This is a genomic window from Halomonas jincaotanensis, assembly GCF_018448785.1.
GTDB classification, from domain to species: Bacteria; Pseudomonadota; Gammaproteobacteria; order Pseudomonadales; family Halomonadaceae; genus Halomonas; species Halomonas jincaotanensis.
Genome location: NZ_JAHCLU010000003.1, coordinates 355,145 through 380,631, shown reverse-complemented (window position 1 = coordinate 380,631; position 25,487 = coordinate 355,145). Strand labels below are relative to the sequence as shown.

The window sequence follows — 25,487 nt, the reverse complement described above, 5'->3', positions numbered from 1 at the left end:
ACAGTTGATGGAACCAACGTTAAACAAGCAGGTGTTTACATAAACGACTCCATCAAGCCTCTCGTGACAAAGCTGAACAATTTTCAGGCCCATACACCAGAAGATATTAAATTACTTGAAAGTGCAGTGAGCGATGAAAGGTCTTTTGGCAAAGGTGAGGACGTGATCCGGGAAGGTAACAGGACGCATCATGTCTACCTTGTGGTCAAAGGCTGGGCGTGTCGCTACAGGACAAACTCTGACGGAAAGATACAGATACTCAACTACCAGATACCCGGCGATTTCTGCAATCTCCACACGACCCTTACCCAGAAAATCGAATATTCCATCGCCACCCTCGTGCCCTCTGTGATTGCGTATATTCCGCACGGCAGGATTGATGACATCTACACCCACCATTCTCGCCTGACCCGCTCATTCAACTGGCTGGCGCTGAATGAAATCTCCATCCTTCAGGAATGGTTGCTCAACGTAGGCTCACGCCCCTCCCACCAGCGTCTCGCGCACCTGCTCTGCGAGATACTCATACGTGCCCGGGCCGCCGGGCTCACGGAAGATCACCGTTTACATTTGCCACTCACGCAAACCCAGTTGGGCGAGGCTATGGGCATCACCCAAATCCATACCAACCGCGTTCTGAAGCGGCTGCAAGCCGAGCGACTGATCACTTTCGATGACAGAATGTTGACTATTACCGACTGGCAAGGGATCAAGGAATACGCCGATTTCGATGCGCGCTACCTCCATCTAGACAATGCCGAAGCGAGCCTGGTCAATGACCTGTAAACCGCCGGCATGGAGGCCATGTCAACATCTAAACTATCAACAAAACAACAATGACAATCATCAGGATCAAGCAAACACCCTTCCAGAAACTGACCGGATCGCGCTCGATCAAGGGGGGGCGAGTCTTGTTGAGAAATGCCCTGTTGGGATGACGCAGCTCAAAGATAAACGCTGACAGCGCTTCGTATCGTCCGAGGGGGCTCGGATGCACCGCTTTTTTCAGCACCTCATCCAGCCAGGCGGGAATATCTTGATTCGCCGTCAACGCTGATCGATATTTCAACTTATGCTGTGCAGCTCGGGTTTTTGTTTGCGCCACCATGGTGCCATAGGGCAACTTTCCGGTCAGCATCTGATAGGTGATGACGCCCAGGGAGAAGATATCGGAACGGGCCGAGCCACTCTCGCCGAGAAAGTATTCCGGCGCCGAATATGCTGCAGTACCCAGCAGGGTATCCTGATCGAGTGAAGCGGCAATTTCCATGATTCCCGCCACTCTCGTCGCCCCGAAATCGATGAGTTTCACGGTCCCGTTATCATCGATCAGGATATTGCCCGGCCTGACATCCTGATGGACCATCTCCAGGCGATGAAATGCCTGCAAGCCCTTGGCGATCTGCTCCACGATAGCCCTTACCGTCTCGAGCGAGGGCCGGGGATTATCGATCATCCATTGAGTGAGAGTTTGCGCTTCAACGAATTCGGTAACGGTATACAGGTAATGGCGTTGTCGATTGTGGGCAAAGGCCTTCACAACGTGGGGGTTGTCGATTCGCCGGGCTACCCATTCCTCCATCAAGAACCGTTCACGGTAGACCGGGTCGTCCTGCATATCGACGGAGGGCGTCTTGAGCGCGACCTGCGTTTCGCTCGCCTCATCGATGGCCAGATAGACATGGCTGCGGTGACTGACATGCAGTTCCCTGATGATGGTAAAACCATCCAGTGCCATGCCGGCGTTCAATACGGGGGGAGGCGAGAGCTGCATGGATTGCTGATACAGCGCGTGCGCGTCCTGGTCCGGAATATCGTCAATAACAACTAGCTGAACCGTGAGGTTATCGTCGCTGCCGTTCGTGTAGGCATTCTGCACGATGCGTCTTGCTGCAGCATCCAGGTCGTCACGGTTATCGCTAATGGCATTGATTATCTCCCCATGGCGGATATGTTCATAGACGCCATCCGTCGCCAACAAGAAGATATCGCCTCGCACCACCTGGAACGCCTGATAATCGATTTCCACCTGATCGTCGATGCCCAGTGCTCGACTCAGATAGCATTTCTCGGGCGACACGCGAAGACGGTGATCATTGGTCAATTGCTCAAGGGTTTTGCCCTGTAAACGATAGATGCGCGCGTCACCGATATGAAAGCAATGCGCAGTCGTCGACTTGATGATCATGGCGCTCAAGGTGCATACATAGCCCCTGTCCATGTCATAACGATACTGGCTTTGACGGGTCTGGGAATAAAGCCATGAATTGGTGGCCAACAGCACCCGCTGTGCCGACTTTTTCACCGTCCACGTCTCCGAGGTACAGTAATAATCTTCCAGAAAGGCCTTTACCGCCGATTCGCTGGCGATCTGGCTAACTTCGCTACTACTGATCCCATCGGCCAGGGCAATGGCGATGCCCTTGGTGCTCAATAGTGGCTGCTCGGGCATGTACATGCCATGAAAATCCTGATTGATAGCCTTGCGGCCCTTGTCGGAATGCTGCCCGACAGCTATTTGCAGTTGGCTGGACATAGTGACCCCTTGAATAAGCCATGAATCCGCGAGGACGACACCGCCACCCTCCTCATCGCCAGTCAGTATTCTATTTTCCGGGCGAGATTCGGCGTGTTCGTCGAGTTGGCGGATGCTCAAATTTAGCGCAAGACTCTCAACTATTCGCCCATATATGGTGCAAAGCGCGCCGCTTAAATCGCTCATTACCGGCATTTTTCAAAGCAACAGAGAGCCTGACGTCGTGAACAAATAAAAAATAGAATCCTACGGGGAGCGTTGCGTATCTGAAGCGTAACAGTAACAAAAGTTGGCATGAAGAATGCTTATAAATAGTGGCGGCATTCGACATGCCTTCGCTGCCCCAGGATTGCCATCGAAGGTAACAGTGACCGAAGGATTCTGGGGCATTGCGTAAGTTAACCCAACTGAAACAGGAAGACAGCATTATGTCCTATCTTCTGCCCTCTGAATTCGTAACCAAATTGGTAGACCAAGGCGAAGCCAAGGTCTATATGGGCACAAGGGATACGCTCATCCGTGCTTTCATGGCCGGTGCCACCCTGGCGCTGGCGGTGATCTTCGCCGTCACCATCGCCACGAACACCGGGTCGTTTCTCCTCGGCTCACTTCTGTTCCCCGTCGGCTTCTGCATGCTCTATCTCATGGGCTATGACTTGCTTACCGGTGTCTTTACGCTCGTGCCAATAGCGTGGCTCGACAAGCGACCGGGCGTGACCTTGCCTCGAATGTTGAAGTGCTGGGGACTGGTCGGAGTCGGTAATCTTGCCGGCGCGCTGTTCATTGCCGTGTTCGGCTATATGAATTTCACGATGGGGGGGACCGAAGCGATCAACGAGGTAGGCCAGACCATGATGAATGTCGGCGAGAGCCGCACCGTGGGTTATCAGGATGCTGGCGTGGCCGGTTGGATCGTCCTGTTTCTCAGGGGTATGTTCTGTAACTGGATGGTCTCGATGGGCGTTGTCGGTGCGGCCATCTCCACCCATGTCTCGGGCAAGATCATGGCGATGTGGATGCCGATCATCGTCTTCTTTTACTTGGGTTTTGAGCACTCCGTTGTGAACATGTTCCTGTTCCCGATCGGCCTCATGATGGGCGCTGATTTCACCCTGTATCAGTACGTCATGTGGAACGAAATCCCGACCGTGCTGGGTAATCTCGTAGGCGGATTAACGCTGGTGGGACTCGTGCTCTACACCACCCACGTGCGTACCCAGGCCAAGAAGACCTTTGCCTGATCGCCACGTTTAATAATAAATGCATCTCATAAAATACTCGCTGACTCATTATTCCAACATGTCATCAGCGAGTATTTTATTTTGTCTAATCGCCTGTAAAGTAGGCGCCATATCCCGACATAAGGTTAATTTGTAGCCGAGCCTTCGAGTTGGGATGCTTTTTATAACGCCTCCCCGTGCCTCTCGACTACTGCCGCCGCCGGGCCGGTCTCGACCATACCCACAACGCTGCCCACGACGATCAGGCAAGGCGAGGGCAATGGGTAAGCGGCCAGTTTGGCTGGCATGTCGTAAAGCGTGCCGGTCAGGGCTTGCTGCTCCGGCAGGCTGGCATTGGCGACCAGCATGACCGGCCAGTCGTCGGGCAGTCCGGCCGAGCGAAGCCCGTTACAGATGGCCGTCACCTTCGACAGCCCCATGTAGAACACCAGCGTTTCGTCGCGACGGGCCAATGAGGCCCAATCGGGCGCGCCGTCCTCGCGGCATAGCTGGGCCGTCACGAAACGCAGTTGCTGGGCGTGGGCCCTGTCGGTCAGCGGAATGCCCATGGAGGCCGCCGCCGCGGAGGCGGCGGTGATCCCGGGCACGATCTCGGCGGGCACGCCGGCTTCGGCGAGCGCGGCCAGCTCCTCGCCCATGCGGCCGAAGACGCCGGGGTCGCCGCCCTTCAGGCGCACTACCGACTTGCCCTGCCTAGCCAGTTCGACCAACAGGCGGCCTATTTGCGCTTGCGGCACGCTGTGGTGGCCGCGGGCCTTGCCGACGTAGTAGCGCTCGCGGCCATGCGGAATCAGCGCCAGCACGTCATCACCGATCAGGCGGTCATAGACCACCGCATCGGCGCGGGCGAGCAGGCGGGCGGCCTTGAGTGTCAACAGCTCGGCGTCCCCGCTGCCGGCGCCGACCAGATAAACGCTGCCGTGGCGACACTCGCCACGTAGCGCCAGTCTCGGCGGCAGGGCTGGTGTGCCGGCCAGTCCGGCCAGCCAACGACTGGCCCCCGTGGCGAGTCGGGCCAGCCCCGTTCCCAGTCCCCTCGAGGGTTCAAGCGACATCGATGGCTTCGGGCTTCGATTGAGAATGCGCATGACTCCCCTCCTCTTCAGCACTTTCTTCGATAAGGGATTTCAATTCAGGAATACAGCTGCCGCACTGGGTGCCGCAGGCCAGCCGGGCCCCCAGGGCCTCGACGCTTGCGTCGCCGGCATGGATGGCAGCGACAATGGCGGCCTGGCCGACCTGATGGCAGCTGCATACCAGCGGTCCACTATCGGCATTGCCATCGTCGCAGCCGGCCAGGAGCCGACGGCGACGCTCGACACTCAAGGCCTCGCCCTGCTCGGCTTCGGCGAAGCGTTCATCCAGCCAGGCCAGCCCCGGCAGTTCCATAGGGGGGCCGACCATCAACCACCAGCGCAGGCGATCATTGTCGAGGCCGGCGGCGCGTAGCCGGCCACTCGCCGGGTCCTCGCTCCACAGGGCAACGGGGTCGGGTATGTTTTCTTCCAGCCAGGCCAACCAATCACGGGGAGCCTCAGGGGCGCCGGCCAACTGCCAGCGCTGGCAATGCGCCAGCGGGATACGCGCCCAGTAGGCGCTGTGATCGAGGATGGCATCGCCGACCGGCATATCGGTGGCCACCATCAGCGTGGCTTCCCAGTGGGGATGACAGGGCGCGAGCGACACGGCACCGTGCTTGAGCTCCGGCTGACCGGACACCGGATCCAGATGAGCTTCAAGCAGCGCACCCATGCGGGCCATGCCACTGAACTGGTCGGTCCAGTGCATGGGCACGAAGACCTCGCCCCGTCGCTGCCCTTTGGCAAGGCGAACCCGCGCCACATACTCGCCTCCCGCCCCCTGGAGGCGGGCCAGCTGCCGGTTATTGACGCCATGTGCGGCGGCATCGTCCGGGTGCACGTCGATGAACGGCTCGGCCCGATGGTTCATCAGCCGTGGCGCGCGACCGGTGCGGGTCATGGTGTGCCACTGGTCGCGCACCCGGCCGGTGTTGAGGCGCAGCGGGCGCGCTGCGCCAAGCGACTGAACGGGACCGCAGGGACGAACCGACACCAGACGGGCCAGGCCATCCGGGGTGGCGAAGCGGCCATCCTCGAACAGCCGAGACGTACCGCCAGGCGCATCAACCGTTACCGGCCAACGGATGGGTGTCAGGCTGTCGTAGCCCTCACGGCCAAGCCCTTCCAGGCCGGAAATATCGAACAGCCGCGCCCCGTCGCACGGGTTGCCGGATGAGGCGACGGGAGGGTTCTCGAAGCCCGACAGGCGAGCATGCTCGTCGAAGATATCGCCGGGATGGTCATAGGCGAAGGCCTCACCGAAGCCCAGCCGCTTGGCGACCTCGACCATGATCCACCAGTCGTGCCGTGCCTCGCCCGGCGGTGGCAGCAGCCCCCGCTGGCGCGAGATGCAGCGCTCGGAGTTGGTCACGGTGCCATCCTTTTCCGACCAGCCGGAAGTGGGCAGCACGATATCGGCGTAAGGCAGCAGATCGGTCGCCGCCGCACACTCGGAGACGATCACCACCGGGCACTGGGCCAGGGCGCGACGCACGCGATTGCTGTCGGGCAGGCTGACCGCCGGGTTGGTGGCCATGATCCATACCGCCTTCACCTCTCCCCGTTCGATCGCCTCGAAAAGCTCGACGGCCTTGTGGCCGGGCCCGTCGGGCAAGTTCGGCACCAGCGTCGGCGTGGTCCAGAAACGCGTGACCCGGTCGACGGCGCCCGGGGTGTGGTAATCCATGTGCGCGGCGAGCTGGTTGGCAAGCCCGCCGACCTCACGCCCCCCCATGGCGTTGGGCTGTCCGGTAATCGAGAAGGGGCCGGCGCCGGGCAGGCCGATCTTGCCGCCCGCCAAGTGGCAATTGATGATCGCGTTGCCCTTGTCGGTGCCACTCGAAGACTGGTTGATGCCCTGGGAAAACAGCGTCACCACATGCAATTGGCTGGCGAACCAGAAGAAGAAGGTTTCCAGCCGCTCCGGGTCGACATCACAGTCGGCGGCGATGGCCGCCACCGAGGTATCATCTTCGCGTGCCGCGGCCAGCGCGTCCGCCAATCCCCGGGTATGCTTTTCCAGATAGATCGTATCCAGCCGCTTCTTGTCGGCCATCCAGGCCAGCAGGCCATTGAACAGTCGAGCATCGGTGCCCGGCGCCAGGCCGAGGTAGAGATCGGCGATCTCGCAGCTGTCGGTGACGCGAGGGTCGATCACCACCACGCGCAATAACGGATTGCGGCTCTTGGCCGTGCGCAGGCGTTGATAAAGCACCGGGTGGTTCCAGGCCAGGTTAGAGCCCACCAGCACCACCAGCTCGGCTTCCTCGAGATCCTCGTAGCAACAAGGCACGGCGTCGGCACCGAAGGCACGCTTGTGCGCCGCCACCGCCGAGGCCATGCACAACCGCGAATTGGTATCCAGATGCGGCGTGCCCAGAAAGCCCTTGAAGAGCTTGTTGGCGACATAGTAATCCTCGGTGAGCAACTGACCGGAGAGGTAGGCCGATACGGCCTGGTCGCCATTGGCACGACGTACACTCGAGAGGCGTTCGGCCACCGTTTCCAGGGCCGTATCCCAGTCCACTTCCACACCATCGACCCGGGGTTTCAACAGACGGCCCTGGTCGCCAAGCGTCTCGTGCAGGGCCGAGCCCTTGACGCACAGTCGGCCATAATTGGCCGGATGTTCATCGTCGCCGGCGACGCCAGTGATCCGGTCACCGTCGACCTCAGCCAGCACGCCGCAGCCAACGCCGCAGTAGGGGCAGGTGGTTCGGGCCTGATGCATGACGACCTCCTCGAGGTTTTGCAGGGTTATCTTTCCGGGGTGCAAACGACAACGCCCACCACGACTCCCGAAGGAGTCCTGTGGTGGGCGTCATTGCCTGGGAGAGACGACAACGCCTCTCTGATGTACCGCTACTTGAAAGAAAGCAATATATGTGCCAAAAGTGCCCAAACCCTATTCCCAGGCAGTCTTGGTCTCACCAGGGGACCGCCGCCCAACCACCTCTGCATCACAAGCGCCAGCCGTAAGACGCATAATGCACTGCTGCGGTGCAATATTGGCCCGATCAACAACCGACACCCTATGCCAAACCCGCTGGCGGCTGCATAAAGACAACACTGGAATGCATCTTGCAAGCCCGGGAGGCCAAGGACGCAACAACCCGACAAGCGATAAAAGCCCATGCCCACACCCCTGAAGATCCTGCTGGTCGATGATGAAGTCGTCCGCGCCGCCATGGTAGAGGAAGCCTTGACCCATGACGGTCACTCGGTCGTCTGTCGCCTGCAGAGTCCCGCGAGCCTCAATGAGATGGTCGCCCGTCATCAGCCCGACGTGGTGATCATCGACATGGAATCGCCGGACCGCGACACCCTCGACAGCATGGCGCTGCTCAACCGCGAAAACCCCCGGCCGGTGGTTTTCTTCGCTGACCAGCACGACCCCGACACCATGCAGGCGGCATTGAAGTCCGGCGTTAGCGCTTATGTGGTCGATGGCCTGGTGGCCGGGCGGGTCAAGGCGATTATCGAAGTCGCGATCGCCCGTTTCGATGCGTTTCAGTCCATGCGTCAGGAGCTCGACCGCGCGCGTAACCAGCTGGTCGAACGCAAGCGTATCGAGCGCGCCAAGGGCCTGTTGATGAAACATCAGGACTGCGACGAGGAGCAGGCCTACCGCATGCTCCGCAAGCTGGCCATGGACCGCGGCCAGCGCATCGCCGAGGTCGCCGACAGCGTCATCGACATTCTCGAACGCCTGGATCTTCGATCGCCAGAATAAGAGCCCCTATATGACGACTCCATCGCTAGCCGAATCCTCACCCAACGAGACATCACCGCCGGAACTCGAACGTCTGTCCCTGGGTTTCATTCCGTTGCTGGATGCCGCGCTGCCGGTCATCGCCCGCGAGCATGGCTTCTTCGCCGAGCAAGGCCTGGACGTCTCGCTGTCACGCGAAAATGCCTGGTCGACCCTACGCGACAAGGTCGCCGCCGGCCTGCTCGACGGCGCCCATATGCTCGCGCCACTGCCACTGGCCATGAGCCTGGGCCTCGGCCGAGCGCCCTGCGACACCCTGGCGCCCGTCACATTGAGCCGTAACGGCAACACCCTGACCCTTTCGCCGACCCTCGTTGACGCCAGCGGCGCCTTCCTGACCGAGGATCCTGCCAAGAGCGCTCAGGCACTGGGTAACTGGCAACGTCGCACAACCGTTAATCGCGAGTTGCGTCTGGCGATGGTCTATCCCTTCTCCTGTCAACATTATCTGCTGCGCGAATGGTTGGCCCTGGGTGATCTCGACCCCGACGGCGACGCCACCCTGGTCGCGCTGCCGCCGCAACGCATGGTCGATGCGCTCAAGGCGGGGGAGATCGACGGTTTCTGCGCCGGCGAGCCCTGGGGCAGCCTGGCCAGATACCGTGACATCGGACGCATCGTAGCGACAGGTCATCAGCTATGGCCGGATCACCCGGAAAAGGTGCTCGGCGTGACACGCTCCTGGGCAAATCGCTACCCCGCCACCCTCGCCGCCATGATTCGCGCCCTGGTGAAAGCCGCCGAGTGGCTTGCGGCGTCACCCGAGCATTGTCTACAGGCGCGCCACTGGCTCGCCTTGCCGCCTTACCTGGATCAAGCCGTCTCCCACCTGGCGACCTTGCCTCTAGACGCTCCACCGATACATCAACGACTCACCGGCACCACCATGCTGCGCCCCGACGCCCAGTTCACAACGCGATTCTCCGACCCGATCGCTCGGCACATGCTGAGTTATGGCCGGTCTCTGGATCAGAACACCCTGACGGAGTGCTACAGCCCCGTGCATTTCGATGCTGCAACGCACCCATAGCGTGCAAATTAACGTTTTCTAGACAGCGTTGGCGTCAACCATGCAAGTTACAACCAACTGATAATAAACAATAAACCATGGTTTATCGGCGAATGGGCCCGCTTCTTGAATGACTAGTCGGTAACCCGCGATCAACGGCGATCGCATGATCCCCGGATCTCTTATCAAATTGGACAACGACGTCTTGTCTCTCCCTCTCTGCAGGGCAGTGACGAGGCGCCTTTTTGTTCGTGTCAGTTGACTGAAAAGTCGACGGAAAAGTTGACGAAAAAGAGGTGAGCCCAATGCATCACCGACTTCCCAGAGTCGCCGGCGCCCATGAACACCTTGTGATCGTCGGCAACGGCATGGCCGGCCACCGGCTGATAGAAGCATTGCGCAAGCGACTCGATGGCCCGTTGCCCATTACCGTGCTCGGCGATGAGCGCACCGCCGCCTACAACCGCATCATGCTGTCGCCCTTGTTGGCGGGCGAGATGGACCGCGAGGGCGTAGCCCTTAGCGATGACGAGTGGTACGCCGAACAGGGCATCGAGCTGATCCTCGGCGAACGGGTCGCGAAGCTCGATCGCCAGGTTAAATACCTGACCACCGACACCGGCCGCCAGCTCGCCTTTGACCGACTGATACTGGCCACCGGCTCACGCCCATCGATGCCGGATATCGAGGGCATCACCCTTGCAGGCGTCCACGGCTTTCGCGATCTCAAGGACGCTGCCGCGCTGACGGCTGCCGCCGAAAAGGGCGGACATGCCGTGGTCGTCGGTGGTGGCCTGCTCGGGCTGGAAGCCGCCGAGGGGCTGCGTAAACAAGCCTTTCGCAAGCAGGGCTCTCAACAGCAGAACCAGGACACGCAAGGCCTGCAGGTCAGCGTGCTGCAACGCGCCGGCCGCCTGATGAATCGCCAACTCGACGCTACCGCCGCGAGCCTGCTGGAAGCCGAGCTTGTCGGCCGCGGTCTCGAGGTCCACACCGAGGCCCGCCTGGCCGCCCTGGAGGGCGATGCTAACGGTCATGTCGTCGCGGTACGCCTGGAGGATGGCCGGCGCCTGCCCGCCGATTGCGTGGTGATCGCCGCCGGCATTACCCCCAACGACCAACTGGGACGCCAGGCCGGTCTCGATGTCGACCGGGCCATCGTCGTCGACGACACCCTGACCACCTCCGACCCGGCCATCCATGCCCTCGGCGAATGCTGTCAGTTCCAGAGCAAGACCTATGGTCTGGTGGAGCCCATCTGGCGCCAGGTCGAGGTGCTCGCCGAGTATCTCGCGAACAAGGCCACCGGCGCTGACAGTCAGGCCCGCTATGTCGAAAGACCCAGCGCTACCCAGCTCAAGATCAGTGGCATCTCGCTCTATGCCTTCGGCCCGACCGAGCCCGACGACGACCACGACGTCCTCAGCTACCACGACCCCGCCCAGGGCGACTATCGCCGCCTGCTGCTGCGCAATGGCCGACTCGAAGGCGTCGTGCTCTATGGCGACACTGCCATGGGCCCCTGGTACTTCGCCCAGGCTCAGTCGGGACGCGACCTAAGCGCCTGCCGCCAGGCCCTGCTGCTGGGTAGTGCCGATGCCGATGCGCTGCTCGACGCCCACGACACCCGCTTAGACGAACACGCACGCCCTCAGAAGGAGGCCGCATGAACAAGCCCAATCTCATCATCATCGGTAACGGCATGGTCGGCCATCATCTGGTCGAGCAGCTGATCGAGCAAGACGCCACCGAGCGCTACACCATCACCGTCTTCGGCGAGGAGCGTCATCGTGCCTACGACCGTGTCCATCTCTCCGAATATTTCACCGGTCGTGACGCCGACTCCCTCGCCCTCTCTGATGCCGACTGGTACGCCGCCAATGGCGTCGAAATACGCCTGCATGAGGCGGTCACCGCCATCGACCGCGATGCCAGCGAGGTTGTTACCGACCAGGGCCGCTACGGCTATCAGCGACTGGTGCTCGCGACCGGCTCCTACCCTTTCGTGCCGCCGATGCCCGGTAGCGACCGTCCGGGGTGTCTGGTCTATCGCACCCTGGACGACCTGGACGCCATCCGCGAGGCCGCCAAGAGCGCCTCGACCGGCGTGGTGGTGGGTGGCGGCCTGCTCGGCCTGGAAGCCGCCAACGCCCTGCGCGGGCTCGAGCTTGACACCGCAGTGGTCGAATTCGCCCCGCGCCTGATGCCCATGCAGGTCGACAGCGAGGGTGGGGAGCTGCTGCGCGAGAAGATCGAAGCACTCGGCGTACAGGTCCACACCGACCGCGCCACCCAACGCATCGAGGATGGCGTGGACGCCGCGCATCGCATGGTCTTCCAGGACGACAAGGTGCTGGAGACCGACCTGATCGTCTTCTCCGCGGGCATCCGGCCTCGCGACGAGCTGGCCCGTGACAGTGCCCTGGAGATGGGCGAGCGCGGCGGCATCGTCGTCGACGACCAATGCCTGACCAGTGACCCGGCCGTCCTCGCCATCGGCGAGGTGGCGCTATGGAACAACAGCATCTTCGGCCTGGTGGCACCCGGCTATCAGATGGCCAAGGTCGCCGCCGCCACCCTGCTGGAAGGCGGGGAAAGCTTCCGTGGCGCCGACATGAGCACCAAGCTCAAGCTGCTCGGTGTCGATGTCGGCGCCATCGGCGATGCCCACGGCGACCGCACGCCCGGCGCCAAGACGTTCCGCTATCTGGACCAGATCAAGCAGCAGTACCGCAAGCTGGTCGTCTCCAGCGACGGCAGGCGGCTGGTCGGGGCCATGCTGGTGGGCGACAACAGCGTTTACGACACCCTGATGCAGTACTACAGCAATGGCCTGGACCTCCCCGAAGACCCGGCCGCGCTGATCCTGCCCAGCAGCGAAGGAGCGCCGACCCTGGGCCCGGACGCCCTGCCCGAGACGGCGACGATCTGCTCCTGCCACAACGTCAGCAAGGGCGATATCTGCGCCACGCTAGACGCCGGAGCCGAGGACCTGGCGACCGTCAAGTGCGAGACGAAGGCCAGTACCGGCTGTGGTGGCTGCGCGGCGCTGCTCAAGAGTGTGGTCGATCATGAACTGGAAGCGCGTGGCGTGGAGGTCGACCGCTCGATATGCGAGCACTTCGCCCATACTCGTCAAGAGCTCTATGACATCGTGCTTGTCGAGGGCATCAAGACCTTCGGCGCGCTGATCGAGAAGCATGGCAATCAAGACACTCACCAACTCGGCTGTGACATCTGCAAGCCGGCGGTGGCATCGATTCTCGCGTCGAATTTCAACGAGCCGATTACCGACGCCGCGCACATCCCGCTGCAGGACACCAACGACACCTTCATGGCCAACATGCAGAAGAACGGCACCTATTCAGTCGTTCCGCGTGTCCCGGGTGGCGAGATCACGCCCGACAAGCTGATCGTGCTGGGCCGGGTGGCCGAGACCTTTGGTCTGTATACCAAGATCACCGGCGGCCAGCGTATCGACCTGTTCGGGGCCCGCCTGGAAGACCTGCCGGACATCTGGAGCGAACTGCTCGACGCCGGCTTCGAGACCGGACACGCCTATGCCAAGTCGCTGCGTACCGTGAAGTCCTGTGTCGGCAGCACCTGGTGTCGTTATGGCGTTCAGGACAGCGTGGGCATGGCGATCCGTCTGGAGGAGCGCTACAAGGGCCTGCGTTCGCCCCACAAACTCAAGTTCGGCGTATCGGGCTGCACCCGCGAATGCGCCGAAGCGCAGGGCAAGGACATCGGCGTGATCGCCACCGAAAATGGCTGGAATCTCTATGTCTGCGGTAACGGCGGCATGCGTCCGCGGCATGCCGAGCTATTTGCCACCGACCTCGACGACGAGCGTCTCATCCAACTGATCGATCGCTTCCTGATGTTCTATGTCCGCACCGCCGATCGCCTGCAGCGTACCTCGGTATGGCGCGAGAACCTCGACGGCGGCCTGGACTATCTCAAGGAGGTGGTCATCAACGACAGCCTGTCGATCGGCACAGAACTGGAAGCCCAGATGCAGACGGTCATCGACAACTACCGGTGCGAGTGGGCCGATGCGCTGAACGACCCGGAAAAGCTCAAGCGCTTCCGTAGCTTCGTCAACGACAGCCGCCCCGATCCGGACATTATCGTCACCGAAGAGCGCGGCCAACTGCGCCCAGCCTGAACAAGGAGCTTGCCATGACCTCTGCAACCGCCGCCGCGACATCCACGGCTCCCGACTGGCTAGTGGTCTGTACCCGCGCCGACCTGGTGCCCTATTCCGGCGTCGCCGCCTGGGTGGAAACCGCCGAGGGCCCGGCGCAGGTCGCCATTTTCTATATTCCATGCGGCCCGAACACGCCGCGGCCAGCCGGCCCGAACACGCCGGCGCTTTCCCACCATGACCCGGAGCTCTATGCCATCGACCACCACGATCCCATCGCCGGGGCGAATGTCATCGCCCGCGGCATTGTCGGCGATCTCAAGGGCCAGCCGGTGGTGGCCTCGCCGATCTACAAGCAGCACTTTCGGCTCGAGGATGGCCAGTGCCTCGAAGATGAAGCCGTTAAGCTGCGCACCTGGCCATTGCGCTTCGACGGCGAAAAGGTACTGATAAAGGCTTGATGCTGGCCGCTGCCGGTCGCGACCTCTATGCTGGTTGCTCTAATGCATCGCAGCAAATCGCGACCGAGGGTGTGGCATGACCGACAAGAAACGCATCGACCTGGCGCTCCAGGGCGGAGGTGCCCATGGCGCCTTCACCTGGGGCGTCATGGACTGTCTGCTGGAAGATGAACGCATCGAGATAGAAGGCATCAGCGGCACCAGCGCCGGCGCCATGAACGGCGTGGTGATGGCCGACGCCCTGACCCGTGGCGACGAAACCACCGCACGCGAGGCGTTGAAAGGTTTCTGGCGCGCCGTCAGCCAAGCCGGCATGTCTAGCCCTGTCAAGCGCATGCCTTGGGACATACTGACCGGCAACTGGAGCCTGGACACCTCACCTGGCTATATCGCCATGGATTTGATGAGCCGCCTGGTATCGCCTTATCAATTCAATCCGCTCAACCTCAACCCCCTACGCAGCATCGTCGACAACCATGTCGATTTCGCACGGGTACGCGCGTGCCAGGATTTAAAGCTGTTCGTCACCGCCACCAACGTGCGCAGCGGCAAGCAACGGGTCTTCACGCGGGAAGAGATGAGTCTCGATGCGGTCATGGCCTCCGCCTGCGTGCCGACCGTCTATCAGGCGGTGGAAATCGATGGCGAGGCTTACTGGGATGGCGGCTACACGGGCAACCCCGCCCTGTTTCCGTTAATGGAACACTGCGATTCACGCGATATCGTGATCGTGCAGATTAACCCCATCTATCGCGAGGAACTGCCCACCAGCGCCGCGGCGATCATGAACCGCCTGAACGAGATCACCTTCAACGCCTCCCTGATCAAGGAGGTACGCATGGTGGCCATGATGCAACGCCGTCTCGTCGACGCCGACCACGACATCGGCTGTTTCGCCGAGACCCTGTTTCATCGCATCAGTGCCGACGACACCGTGTCGGAACTTTCGGTCTCGAGCAAGCTCAACGCCGAGTGGGCCTTCCTCTGCTATCTTCGCGATCGAGGGCGTGAAGCGACCTCAGCCTGGCTCGATGAGCATTATGCGGCGCTGGGGAATCATTCCTCGCTGGACGTGGAGAGTGTCTATCGGGAAACCGAAACGGGCTAGTCAGTATCAGGCACCGGCCCCACCGCCTGGCGGTTAGCGCATCGTGGAAAAGAAAATCCCCGCACTGCGTTGCCGCATGACAAGTCTGTGTCCATGCTAAGCTCAGAGCCAGGTCAGGAGGTTTCCTGGCTCCCCCGGGGTTGGTTCACAGGGATGGATGACCAACGTTTACCCACCACAGGTTTGACCAAGAAAGGAGGTGAAGACCGCGCCGAGCCAGACGGCACCGTTGGGGCCCCTGTCACCTGCCTGACATCGCGCGCTGACAGTGTCGAATACGAGACGCTTGTGTGACGTCTCCGACGTGAAAATCAGGAGAGCTGCGCCGATGGTACGCATCGACAAGAAAGCCACTCGACTCTACGTGCTGGACACCAACGTTCTGATTCACGACCCCACTGCCCTCTATCAATTCGACGAGCACGAAGTGGTCATCCCCATGACCGTTCTCGAAGAGCTCGACAAGCACAAGAATGGCATCCGCGAAATCGCCCGCACCGCCCGCCAGGTCAGCCGCACCCTGTCGGATCTCACCGCCAATGTCGACATCGAACGGATTCGCAACGGTATTCCCATTCAGCGCATGGCCGGTCCGGACGGCATGCTTCGCCTGCTCTGCTATCGCGACCTCGAGCCTCTCGACCCGCTGGCGGACACCCCCGACAACCGTATCCTCGCCGAGACCTGCCGGCTGCGTGATGAGCGCGTCGACGCTTCGGTGATACTGGTCACCAAGGACATTAATCTCAGGGTCAAGGCCGCGGCCCTAGGCGTACCGGTGGAAGACTACCTCAACGACCGAGTGTTCGATGACTCGGACGCCATGATCGATGGGGCGCGGGTCTACCCGGATGCCGGACACGACGGTAGTGGGCTATGGGACAGCCTGAAGGTGGACGTCCGCGTCGAGCGCCAGGACCATCGCGTCATCTACCGGCTCGCCGGCGACATCCCTCCCGAGTGGCACCTGGGCATGCTGGTCTCCGACAGCGACAACGGCGCGAGTTTCGAGGCCATCGTTCGCGATGTGGGCCCACGCCATGCGCATCTGGAACTGCTGACCAACTACCGGCACGGCGCCAGCGTCTGGGGGGTGCATGCCCACGACAGCCGGCAGAACTTCACACTCAACCTGTTGATGGATGACGATGTCGACCTGGTCACCATCGCCGGCAGCGCCGGTACCGGCAAGACCTTCATGACGCTGGCGGCCGCCTTCCAGCAGACCCTGGACTGCAAACGCTTCGAGCGGATCGTCTTCACCCGGGCGCCGATCACCATGAGCGAGGACATCGGCTTCCTGCCGGGCACCGAGGAAGAAAAGATGTCGCCGTGGATGGGTGCCTTCCACGACAACATGGACAATCTGCTGCGCGACGAGGAAGGAGGCTCCAGCTGGGACAATGGTGCCACTCGTCAACTGCTCGGCTCCCGAGTGCAGATCCGTGCGCCCGGCTTCATGCGCGGACGCACGCTCAACGACACCTTCCTGATCATCGACGAGGCCCAGAACTTCACGCCCAAGCAGCTCAAGTCACTGGTTACCCGCGCCGGGCGCAACACCAAGATCGTCTGCCTGGGCAATGTCGGCCAGATCGATACGCCTTACTTGACCGCCAATACCTGCGGCATGGCGGCGGTGGTGCAACGCTTCCGTGACTGGCCCTACGCCGGTCACGTCACCCTGAAAAGCGTCGAGCGCTCACGGCTAGCACTGGCGGGAGAAGAACTCCTCTAGCGCCCTTCTCTACCACTTCGCCCCCGACCAATCAGGGTGCGACCAGCATGATGATGGCCAGCAGCAGCGCACTGGCCATCATCAACACCGCGCCGTGGCGTCCCAGCCACTGCTCGCCGCGGGCCAACACGCCGAGGCCGTCGACCAGCCAGCGCTCCAGCGCCTGCAGGCGCCTGACGACTGCCGCCACTGACGCGCCGAGTCGCGACACGCCGCGCGCCACTCTGCCCGCTACCGCCTGATAGCCCCGCATCAACGGCCACCAGAGATCGCCCGGTGGCAGCTTTTTGATGACCTCGTGGAGGTGCTGGCGGGCCATAAGGCCGATCGACACGGCCAGCACCACGCCCAGTGCCGCCGGCCACCAGAGCCCGACCAGCTCACCCAGCGGTGGCCAGTCGGGCCGCCCCATGGGCAGCCACCACGGCAACGAGGCCGCCGCCAGCAGGGTACCCAGCCAGGCCACCGGCATCGCGCCGGTCAGCGCCACCGGGTCGTCGTGGCTGGCCTGTCGCGCGGCCCGCCATTGGCACCACAGGGCGCGAGCCATCAGCAGGGTCGTCCCAACTGCCGCCAGGCTGAGCCACAGCACGAGATCCTTGTGATCGGCGTCGTACAGTACCGTCTTGTAGCCCCACTTGCTGGCAAGCCCCGAGCCCAGCACCCCCGACAGCGAGAGCCCCGGTAGCAGCAACAAGGCCCACAGCAGCCAGCTCGGCATGCGCGGCGGGTGCTCACTGATCCCGACACCCAGGAAGAGCGTGCCCTTGGTCAGCCCATGGTGACAGGCAAACAGCACCACCGCCGCAAGCAGCGCCGGCCATTGCTCGGGGACGATCAACCCCATAGCCACCAGCGCCGTGAGCATGCCCATCTGACTGACGCTTGAATAGGCCAGCACCGCCTTGGGGTGCGACTGGCAGGCCCCATAAACCGCCGCGCCGAAGGCTGCCGCCAGGCCGGCCACCGACATTACCCGACCAAGCATGACGAAGGCTTCACCCGGATCGGCATGCCCGAGCGGCAGGGTCATCAGCCAGCCCAGCAGGCCGGCCTTGATCATTACGCCGCTAAGCACGGCGCTGGCAGGCGTCGGCGCCACCGGGTGGGCCAGCGGTAACCAGACATGCAGCCCTACCACCCCCGCCTTGACGCCGAAACCGAGCCACAGGAGAGCGGCCATCCAGACGCCCTGCTCGGCCTCGACCAGACCCTCGCGCAGCTCGTCGAGCATGGTCGTTTCGGCACTGCCCGCGGCCCATAGCAGTCCGGCCAGGATCATGCCCTCCCCCAGCACCGCCATCACCAGATAAGCAAGGCCGCCAGTCTGGGCATCGCGCGTGCCGGCATGTACCACCAAGGCATAGGCGGCAAAGGTCATCGTGCTGAAGCCCAGATAGAAGCTGGCGATATCCTCGGCAACAATCAACAGCAGATTGCCGGCAAGACACAGCGGCCAGAAGAGCGCAAAGCGTTGAAGCCGTCGTGCGGCATTGTCGTCGCCGGCCTCCTGCCGGTGCTGCTCGCTGGCCAGATAACCGCGCGCATAAAGCCCGGCCAGGCCCCACAGCAACACCGTCAGGGCAAGCAGCGAACGGCGCGGGTCATCGAGCGACCAGACACCACCGAGTAGCCACCAGGAGAGCGTTAATGACGGCTCGGACCAGGGCAGCAACAAGGCCAGCGCCGGCAGCGGTGCCGTGCACCACCAGCCGTCCAGCCATACCCGCGACCGGCCCGATGACGACAACCAGCCGCGCACTGGCACGCGCATCGCCAGCCCGAACGGCCAGAGCATTGCAACGATGATAACGCTGGGAAACAGCAAATTGCTCATAGCACGTATTCCTGGGAGGCAACACGGGCCGCCCACTCCAGCGGACTGAACGGCATGCTGGCCAGGAGCCCGGCCAGCAGGCTGAAGGCGGCGGTCGCAAGCGTCGGCCACAGCAGCCAGCCACTGGTTTCCATACGCCCGAGCCGACGCTCATCCGGCCAGTCGCCATAGCCATGTGCCGGGCCCACCCGAAACCACAGACGATGCAGGATGGGCAGGAAATAGGCGGCATTCAGCAGGCTGCTGGTAACCAACACGGCGAGCAGCCAGGGCATGCCAGCCTCGATGGACCCAACTCCGAGATACCATTTGCTGATAAAGCCCACCGTCGGCGGTAGGCCGATCATGCCCAGAGCTCCCACCGTGAAGGCGAAGCTGGTCAAGGGCATTCGCCACCCCGCCCCGTCGAGTTCGTCGATACGATGAATCCCCAGTTCTTCCGCATAATTGCCGGCGCAAAAGAACAGGGTGACCTTCATCAGCCCTTGATGAAGCAAATGCGACAGCGCGGCAACGGTGGCCAGCGGGCCGAACAACCCGACACCCAGCACGATGTAGGAAACCTGGCTTACCGTCGAGAAGGCCAGTCGCGCCTTGAGCTCCTGCTGGGCCAGGGCGCGCAACGAACCGTAAATGATAGTTACCGCTGCGATGGCGACGAGCCCGTGCATCAGTCCCAGTTGGTAACTCAGCTCGATGCCGTAGACATCGTAGACCAGCCGCACAATACCGAAGGCCCCTGCCTTGACCACCGCCACGGCATGCAGCAAGGCGCTGACGGGCGCCGGCGCCACCATGGCCTTGGGCAGCCAGCCGTGCAGCGGCACCAACGCCGTCTTGACGCCCAGCCCCAGGATCATGAGCACGAAAATACTCACCAGGAGCGGATGCCACTCGGCCCCCAGGTCGGCGAGAACTTCACGTTCGCCGAAATGGATGTCGCCGGCAATCACGTGCAAGGCGACCACACCGAGCAACAGCGCCAAACCGCCGCTCAGGGTGTAGCGAAGGTACACGGCCCCGGCAGCCAATGCCTTGGGTGTTCCCCGATGAACAACTAACGGATAGGTCGAGAGCGTGAGCATCTCGTAGAAGATGAGAAAGGTGAAAAGGTTGCCGGCCAGGCTGATCCCGAGCGTGCTGGCGACGCAAAGACTAAAGAAGCCGAAGAAGCGCTTGCGATTGGGGGAATCCTCTAGATAACCGATCGCATAGAGCGTGGTGAATAGCCACAGCAGCGATGAAAGTCCGGCAAACATGATGCCCAATGCATCGGCACGCAGCACGAAGCTCACCCCGGCCACCACCGGAAACTCGACGGCATAGTCGAGCCCACGGTGAAGACCCCAGACCATCCACCCCACCAGACCCAGCTTGATCAATGACGCGCCCAGGTTGAGCGAGGTCCGGGCCCACCAGGCGCGTTCCGGCAAGAGAAAGATCAGTGCCGCCACCAGCAGGGAGCTTGCCAGCGTGGCGATCGGAAACACGGCACCGCTCATGAACTGGCTCCCTGGGCGCTCAGGAAATTCAACGGCAAGTCGGCCACCAGCCCTAATGCCAAAGCCGCCAGCGCGAGCAGCAGGGGCACCAGATCCATACCGGGCGGCAAGCGACGATACGTCAGCGGCGGTGCCTGTTCATCGAATGAGTGACGAAACATCCGGAAGAGATAGGCAGCGGTCAGCATCGTGCCGAGCACCAGCACCAGGATCCAGATCCACTGCTGCCCTTGCATTGCTGCCTGCAACAGTAACCATTTGGCGGTAAAACCGGCACTCGGCGGCAGTCCCATCAAGGTCACGGCCGCCAGGCCGAAGGTCAATAACGGTAGCGGCAGGCGCCGGCTGGTACCGGCCAGCTCGCTCAGCTTGCTACGTCCGGTAGCAAGCACCAGGCTGCCCACGGCCATGAACATGGCGGCCTTGGCCAGCGCGTGCCCCGCCAGATGCAGCCAAGTGCCCCGCCAGGCAAGTGTGGCGACCGCGTCGCTGGTGCCGATCAGCAACGGAAATGCCAGCATCAGGTAGCCGAGCTGACCGACCGTGGAATACGCCACCAGCGCCTTCAGGCCACTGGCGCGCCAGGCCAGTAACCCACCCCACAACACCGCCAGGCTGCCCAGGCCCCCGAGCCCCCAGGCAGCGACCACCTGCCCCGGCACCAGCAGCAACCACAACTTGAGCAGAATAACGAACGAGGCCTTGATCACCAGCGCCGCATGGACCGCACTCACCGGTATCCAGGCCGCACCGTGCACCGGGGCAAGCCAGGCATGCAGCGGAAAGATGGAGGCCTTGAGCAGTAATCCCGCCGAGAGCAGTGCCACGGCGATCGTGGTGACTGTACCGGGCTCGGCCACCGCGGCCAGGCCCGCCAGATCCAGCCGCCCCCAGGCACCCAGCAGCAGCGACACGCCCAGCAGCCAGGCCAGTGAGCCGACCAGCGCATAAAGTAGATAACGCATGCCGGCGGCTAGGGCGTCGGCCTCGCCGGGCAGCAGCATCAATGCCACGGCGCATAGCCCCATCAGCTCGAGCCCCACATAGAGGGAGAGCAGGTCGGCGGCGATCCAGATCAACGTCAACCCACTACTCAACCCCCCCAGCAGCGGCCATAACCAGGCAGCGGGCCGTGACGGAAGCTCGGCCGCACGGCAATACCCGACGGCAAAGACAGCGCTTGCCAGCAGCACCGTTTGCGTCAACAACATCAGCAGGGTGGCGAGACCGTCGAGATACCAGGTCAGGGTCAGCTCGCCGAGGGCAAGGCTGGCATGTCGCGGCCCCGATGCCGCGACCGTGACGATCAGCCAGCCGGTGGCCGCCATCACCGGCAGATAGGCTGCCACTACCGTCAGCATACGACGCGGCGGCCAATACAGCGCCACTAGTCCCAGCAGCAAAGGTCCCCCCAACACCAGCCACACGGCGGCCCATAGCGATGGCGTTAGCTTCAGCGCTTCATCGCCCAGGGCGGCCAAGTCGTTCATTCCGCGCCTCCGGGCCCGCTGCCAAGCGCCAGGCGCCCGTCAAGAAGGAAAAGACGCCGGATGAGGGATGCCCCGAGAAGCGAACCGAGCAGTGCCACGATCAAACCCGCCAGGATCAGGGCCTGGGCCTCTATGCGCGGTCCGGTCACCCCCGCCAACACCAGAAACACGCCAGAGCCCAGCACATTGAAAGCCAGCAGGCGACGCAGCAGGTGACGATGCCGGGTAAACGCCCAGAGCCCCAGTCCGATAATCACCAGTCCGACGATGGTGGGGAGATCGAGTACCATGAGAGCTTCCGAAAAGCTCGTCCCGGCGTCGTCGACAAGTAGCAGCAGGCTGGCTGTGGTGGCCATGACCAGCCAGGCCAGCGGCAGCAGCCATGACTTCAGGCCGGAAGGCGGAGAGCCAGGTAGGGTGTCGCGGCGAGGAAGGCGATGATGCGCGTCGATGCCCAGCGCGAAAAAGAGGCTGAGCCCTGTCAACATAGCCCCCAGCACGGCCTCGACCACGGCCAGCAAGGGCGAGCCAAGCTGCCACCAGGTCAGCGCCATCAGCACGGCAAAGCAGACGAAATTGCGACAGGCACGCCAAAGGCAGCGATCGACAAGACAGGCTAGCGCCATGACCAATAGCAGCACCGCAAGCATGACGTCTAAAGCCACCATCACGGCTTCAGGAAGCATTGCCATGGAAAGAATGGCTCAGCCGGCGAAGCGAGACGCCGCCAGGCTAAGCGTTTGGCTCGACGTGAGGAATACAGCAACCTGGCGCCAAGCCGAGCTGCTGGCTCATATCTGCCGCTCCTCAGTACGGGCGGCCTCGGGGGCGTGGGCGGCGTGCAAACGAGCGATCAACTGATCTTCGAGGCTGAAGCGCTCGGCAAGCCCCTTGGCAAGACGATCGAGCCAGGCGGGAAGCCGCGCCAGATGTTGCTTGCAGCGCACAGGACTTGCGTAGTCAGCGTCGAAATCGAGTACCAACTCGGTCGACATCTCCAGCCGTTCGAGCAGTTTATCGGCCAGCAACAGGCCTTCATGGTCGTCAAAGGCCTTCGATTCCTCGCGTAGTTGCGGATAGACCTCGAAATGGCCTGCACTGATGTAGTCCATCAATAGTTCGCTGAAGGCATCGATGCGTGACTTGCTCACTGCCTCGAGCTCGATATCGCAAGCCTGCTTGAGTTCGACGAAGTCAACCAGTAGTTCGCGCCGCTCATCAAGCCAGCGGTCGATCAGGCTGTGCACGCCACCCCAGCGTTCCAGTGCATTCTTGCAATCTTCCAGCATAGGAGACTCCCTGACTCCATGAGGCCGGCAGCGAAGCGCCTCCCGACCGCGTCCACACAGATTCACCCCTGCCACGAATGGTGTCAATCCTGAAGACGGCTAACCTTCCCAGCGATAGACATACGGCCTGAAGAACACGCGTAGCAGCATACCCAGGGGGGCCAGCACGAGCAGCACAAAGCCCACCAGGGTCCAGCCCGGCAACGAGATGCCGAGCAGTACGAAATCGATCTCGGCGCACTCCCCGGAACCGGTGAACACCGTGGCCAACACCTCCTGCAGCGGCATGATCTCCACCATGTAGTCCAGGCCCGGGCCGCAGGTCGGCACTTCATCCGCTGGCAGCGACTGCAGCCATAGATGGCGTGACACGATGCCGATTCCGCCCAGCACAGCGGCCAGCGACAGTCCGCCATAGATGCCGGCGCCGAGACGGCCCTGGGGGTTGTGAATGGCCGCCACGGCGAACACCAGAGCGGCTGACAGCACGGCAATGCGCTGGAAGATACACAGCGGACAAGGCTCAAACCCGCCGAGATGCTCGAGCCCTAGAGCCACCGCCATCATGACGATACAGAAGGCTAGACCCGCCAGGCTCCATTGCCGAACCGAGACACGTGAAAGGGTCGTCATCAGGAAGCCGCCTCATCGATCAATCGGGCTTGCCGTGCGCGATCGAAATAATCGGCAAGAAAGTCATCGAAAGGTGCCGGATCGGCTGTCTCGATATCCCGCTGCTGCTGGTGGGAGGTGTGGGCGAGCTGGTCGAAGAGTGCCTCCCTTGCAGGGTCCATCGGAGTTTCACGCAAACGGGCGGCCTGCTCGGCAGCGAGCGCAAGCATGTCATCGCTGAATTCCGCACCGCTCTCGCGCAACCGCGCCAGCAGCCGTCCCGAGGGGGTGCGCGAGGGGTCGACGAGCCGTGGCGCCAACGCTGTCAGTGCCGCCTGGTGCGGCTCGCCCGCTTCCAGCAGGTCGAGCAGCGAGGCAACCTGGCCGAACTCGGCGAACATCTCGCCGCCCCAGTCGGCGATGGAGCGAAAGTGGCCATGCTGCTCGAGACGCAGCTCGGGGTCGCGGCCGCGTTCGACCACATGGCGGCGATTGTCATCCAGTCGGTCACACTCCTCATCGGGAATCCACGGGCTTTCCGACAGCAGGCACCACACCAGGAAGGTATCCATGAAACGGATTTGCGTCTCATCGATGCCCAGCGTGAGCAGTGGGTTGAGGTCGAGACAGCGCACTTCGATGTACTCTACCCCGCGGGCCTCGAGCGCCTGGCTGGGCGTCTCGCCGTGACGCGTCACCCGTTTGGGGCGGATATCGCTGTAATACTCATTCTCGATCTGCAGGATGTTGGCATTGAGCTGATGCCAGCCGTCCGGCTCACGGACGCCCAGCGACTCGTAGGGAGGCCATGGCGTGGAAATGGCGTGTCGCAGGGTGTTCACGTAATTGGCAAGCGAATTGAAGCAGATCTTGAGCTGCTCCTGAACCTTGTTCTGGTAGCCCAGATCCGACATGCGCAGGCTGGTGGCATAGGGTGACACCAGCGACTCGTCGGCATGGGCCTCGAGCTTTTTGGGGATCTTGCCGCTAGGCAGGAAACTGCGATCCAGTGCCGGGGACGCGCCAAACAGATAGAGCAGCAGCCAACTATGACGACGAAAATTGCGAATCAGCCCGAAATAGCGCGCCGAACGGTACTCGCTCAACGGTGTTTCGCTCACCCCATCGATCTTCTGCAGGTGGCGCCAGAGGTCATCGGGAAGCGAGAAGTTGTAATGTACTCCCGCAATCGACTGCATGATCCGCCCGTAGCGCACGTCGAGCCCCTTGCGATAGACGCGCTTCATGGTACCCACGTTGGAGTGGCCGAAGTCGGCGATGGCCACACTATCGTTGCCATTCAACCGCGACGGCATGCTGGCCGGCCAGATCAGCTCGTCGCCCAGGTGGCGATAGCTGAAGCGGTGCAGGTCGCCCAGAAACGCCATGGCATCTCGCGGGAGACAGGTGACCGGGGTGATGTACTCCAGCAGTGCCTCGGCATAATCCGTCGTGATATGCGGATGGGTGAGCTTGGAACCCAGAGCGGCGGGATGCGGCGTGGCGGCGATGTGTCCTGCCGGATCGACGCGCAGGCCCTCTTTCTCGATGCCGCGACGCAAGCGACCGAACAATCCCTGTCGTGCCGACGCTTCGAGTCGCTCGATACGGGTGGCGAGTGAGTCTGACAAGATGAACACCCCATGTCGTGGAAGCCGCCAAAGGG

19 protein-coding genes are annotated in these 25,487 nt (G+C 62.2%); 9 read left to right on the top strand and 10 right to left on the bottom strand.

Annotation, left to right across the window (positions count from 1 at the left end; genetic code table 11):
- Positions 1-63: 63 nt before the first annotated feature.
- Positions 64-786, top strand: a complete 723-nt coding sequence (locus KG088_RS05000) for a Crp/Fnr family transcriptional regulator (protein WP_213824384.1) — start codon at positions 64-66, stop codon at positions 784-786.
- Between the two features lie 28 nt (positions 787-814).
- On the opposite strand, the gene KG088_RS04995 is transcribed toward KG088_RS05000, so the two are convergent.
- A complete protein-coding gene (locus KG088_RS04995; protein WP_319941382.1) occupies positions 815-2,722 on the bottom strand; it encodes a bifunctional protein-serine/threonine kinase/phosphatase in 1,908 nt (635 codons plus the stop codon).
- Between the two features lie 242 nt (positions 2,723-2,964).
- Between KG088_RS04995 and KG088_RS04990 the strand changes: the two genes are divergently transcribed.
- The gene (locus tag KG088_RS04990; protein WP_213824383.1) at positions 2,965-3,777 is read left to right on the top strand and encodes a formate/nitrite transporter family protein; all 813 of its coding nucleotides are present in this window, start codon (positions 2,965-2,967) and stop codon (positions 3,775-3,777) included.
- A gap of 161 nt (positions 3,778-3,938) precedes the next feature.
- Here the strand turns inward: KG088_RS04990 and cobA are convergent, their stop codons facing one another.
- Positions 3,939-4,865: a uroporphyrinogen-III C-methyltransferase gene (gene cobA, locus KG088_RS04985; RefSeq protein ID WP_250148068.1), complete on the bottom strand. Its 927-nt coding sequence runs from the start codon at positions 4,863-4,865 to the stop codon at positions 3,939-3,941.
- Positions 4,822-7,587: a nitrate reductase gene (locus KG088_RS04980; RefSeq protein ID WP_213824382.1), complete on the bottom strand. Its 2,766-nt coding sequence runs from the start codon at positions 7,585-7,587 to the stop codon at positions 4,822-4,824. Before KG088_RS04980 ends, cobA begins: the two co-directional genes overlap by 44 nt.
- Positions 7,588-7,989: 402 nt before the next feature.
- Between KG088_RS04980 and KG088_RS04975 the strand changes: the two genes are divergently transcribed.
- The 7 genes from KG088_RS04975 to KG088_RS04945 all read left to right on the top strand — a co-directional run bounded on the left by KG088_RS04975 (position 7,990) and on the right by KG088_RS04945 (position 17,091).
- Positions 7,990-8,589, top strand: coding sequence for an ANTAR domain-containing response regulator (locus tag KG088_RS04975; protein WP_213824381.1), 600 nt, complete (start codon positions 7,990-7,992; stop codon positions 8,587-8,589).
- A 10-nt stretch (positions 8,590-8,599) separates the two neighbouring features.
- Positions 8,600-9,658 (top strand): CmpA/NrtA family ABC transporter substrate-binding protein, encoded by a 1,059-nt coding sequence (locus KG088_RS04970; RefSeq protein ID WP_213824380.1) that lies wholly within the window; start codon positions 8,600-8,602, stop codon positions 9,656-9,658.
- Between the two features lie 284 nt (positions 9,659-9,942).
- A complete protein-coding gene (locus KG088_RS04965) occupies positions 9,943-11,307 on the top strand; it encodes an NAD(P)/FAD-dependent oxidoreductase (RefSeq protein WP_213824379.1) in 1,365 nt (454 codons plus the stop codon).
- Positions 11,304-13,805, top strand: a complete 2,502-nt coding sequence (gene nirB / locus KG088_RS04960; RefSeq protein ID WP_213824378.1) for a nitrite reductase large subunit NirB — start codon at positions 11,304-11,306, stop codon at positions 13,803-13,805. The genes KG088_RS04965 and nirB overlap by 4 nt, the downstream gene beginning before the upstream one ends.
- A gap of 14 nt (positions 13,806-13,819) precedes the next feature.
- Positions 13,820-14,245, top strand: a complete 426-nt coding sequence (nirD, locus tag KG088_RS04955; protein ID WP_213824377.1) for a nitrite reductase small subunit NirD — start codon at positions 13,820-13,822, stop codon at positions 14,243-14,245.
- 76 nt (positions 14,246-14,321) lie between these two features.
- A complete protein-coding gene (locus KG088_RS04950; RefSeq protein WP_213824376.1) occupies positions 14,322-15,353 on the top strand; it encodes a patatin-like phospholipase family protein in 1,032 nt (343 codons plus the stop codon).
- Between the two features lie 328 nt (positions 15,354-15,681).
- Positions 15,682-17,091 (top strand): PhoH family protein, encoded by a 1,410-nt coding sequence (locus tag KG088_RS04945; RefSeq protein ID WP_213824375.1) that lies wholly within the window; start codon positions 15,682-15,684, stop codon positions 17,089-17,091.
- A gap of 31 nt (positions 17,092-17,122) precedes the next feature.
- Here KG088_RS04945 and KG088_RS04940 read toward each other — a convergent pair whose 3' ends face one another.
- The 7 genes from KG088_RS04940 to gshA all read right to left on the bottom strand — a co-directional run bounded on the left by KG088_RS04940 (position 17,123) and on the right by gshA (position 25,452).
- Positions 17,123-18,928: a complex I subunit 5 family protein gene (locus KG088_RS04940; protein WP_250148067.1), complete on the bottom strand. Its 1,806-nt coding sequence runs from the start codon at positions 18,926-18,928 to the stop codon at positions 17,123-17,125.
- Entirely contained in the window at positions 18,925-20,430 is a 1,506-nt protein-coding gene (locus KG088_RS04935; RefSeq protein ID WP_213824374.1) for a complex I subunit 5 family protein, read from the bottom strand. Before KG088_RS04935 ends, KG088_RS04940 begins: the two co-directional genes overlap by 4 nt.
- Entirely contained in the window at positions 20,427-21,920 is a 1,494-nt protein-coding gene (locus tag KG088_RS04930) for a complex I subunit 5 family protein (RefSeq protein ID WP_213824373.1), read from the bottom strand. The genes KG088_RS04935 and KG088_RS04930 overlap by 4 nt, the downstream gene beginning before the upstream one ends.
- The gene (locus KG088_RS04925) at positions 21,917-22,612 is read right to left on the bottom strand and encodes a hypothetical protein (protein ID WP_250148066.1); all 696 of its coding nucleotides are present in this window, start codon (positions 22,610-22,612) and stop codon (positions 21,917-21,919) included. Before KG088_RS04925 ends, KG088_RS04930 begins: the two co-directional genes overlap by 4 nt.
- A 99-nt stretch (positions 22,613-22,711) precedes the next feature.
- The gene (gene rsd, locus KG088_RS04920) at positions 22,712-23,209 is read right to left on the bottom strand and encodes a sigma D regulator (protein ID WP_213824372.1); all 498 of its coding nucleotides are present in this window, start codon (positions 23,207-23,209) and stop codon (positions 22,712-22,714) included.
- 99 nt (positions 23,210-23,308) lie between these two features.
- Entirely contained in the window at positions 23,309-23,842 is a 534-nt protein-coding gene (locus tag KG088_RS04915; protein WP_213824371.1) for a disulfide bond formation protein B, read from the bottom strand.
- The gene (gene gshA, locus KG088_RS04910; protein WP_213824370.1) at positions 23,842-25,452 is read right to left on the bottom strand and encodes a glutamate--cysteine ligase; all 1,611 of its coding nucleotides are present in this window, start codon (positions 25,450-25,452) and stop codon (positions 23,842-23,844) included. Before gshA ends, KG088_RS04915 begins: the two co-directional genes overlap by 1 nt.
- Positions 25,453-25,487 lie beyond the last annotated feature (35 nt).

Bases quoted from the DNA above. Each gene is read 5' to 3' on its own strand.
- KG088_RS04995 (WP_319941382.1), bottom strand. From the start codon at position 2,722: ATGAGCGATTTAAGCGGCGCGCTTTGCACCATATATGGGCGAATAGTT.
- KG088_RS04990 (WP_213824383.1), top strand. From the start codon at position 2,965: ATGTCCTATCTTCTGCCCTCTGAATTCGTAACCAAATTGGTAGACCAA.
- cobA (WP_250148068.1), bottom strand. From the start codon at position 4,865: ATGCGCATTCTCAATCGAAGCCCGAAGCCATCGATGTCGCTTGAACCC.
- KG088_RS04980 (WP_213824382.1), bottom strand. From the start codon at position 7,587: ATGCATCAGGCCCGAACCACCTGCCCCTACTGCGGCGTTGGCTGCGGC.
- KG088_RS04975 (WP_213824381.1), top strand. From the start codon at position 7,990: ATGCCCACACCCCTGAAGATCCTGCTGGTCGATGATGAAGTCGTCCGC.
- KG088_RS04970 (WP_213824380.1), top strand. From the start codon at position 8,600: ATGACGACTCCATCGCTAGCCGAATCCTCACCCAACGAGACATCACCG.
- KG088_RS04965 (WP_213824379.1), top strand. From the start codon at position 9,943: ATGCATCACCGACTTCCCAGAGTCGCCGGCGCCCATGAACACCTTGTG.
- nirB (WP_213824378.1), top strand. From the start codon at position 11,304: ATGAACAAGCCCAATCTCATCATCATCGGTAACGGCATGGTCGGCCAT.
- nirD (WP_213824377.1), top strand. From the start codon at position 13,820: ATGACCTCTGCAACCGCCGCCGCGACATCCACGGCTCCCGACTGGCTA.
- KG088_RS04950 (WP_213824376.1), top strand. From the start codon at position 14,322: ATGACCGACAAGAAACGCATCGACCTGGCGCTCCAGGGCGGAGGTGCC.
- KG088_RS04945 (WP_213824375.1), top strand. From the start codon at position 15,682: ATGGTACGCATCGACAAGAAAGCCACTCGACTCTACGTGCTGGACACC.
- KG088_RS04940 (WP_250148067.1), bottom strand. From the start codon at position 18,928: ATGAGCAATTTGCTGTTTCCCAGCGTTATCATCGTTGCAATGCTCTGG.
- KG088_RS04935 (WP_213824374.1), bottom strand. From the start codon at position 20,430: ATGAGCGGTGCCGTGTTTCCGATCGCCACGCTGGCAAGCTCCCTGCTG.
- KG088_RS04930 (WP_213824373.1), bottom strand. From the start codon at position 21,920: ATGAACGACTTGGCCGCCCTGGGCGATGAAGCGCTGAAGCTAACGCCA.
- KG088_RS04925 (WP_250148066.1), bottom strand. From the start codon at position 22,612: ATGGCAATGCTTCCTGAAGCCGTGATGGTGGCTTTAGACGTCATGCTT.
- rsd (WP_213824372.1), bottom strand. From the start codon at position 23,209: ATGCTGGAAGATTGCAAGAATGCACTGGAACGCTGGGGTGGCGTGCAC.
- KG088_RS04915 (WP_213824371.1), bottom strand. From the start codon at position 23,842: ATGACGACCCTTTCACGTGTCTCGGTTCGGCAATGGAGCCTGGCGGGT.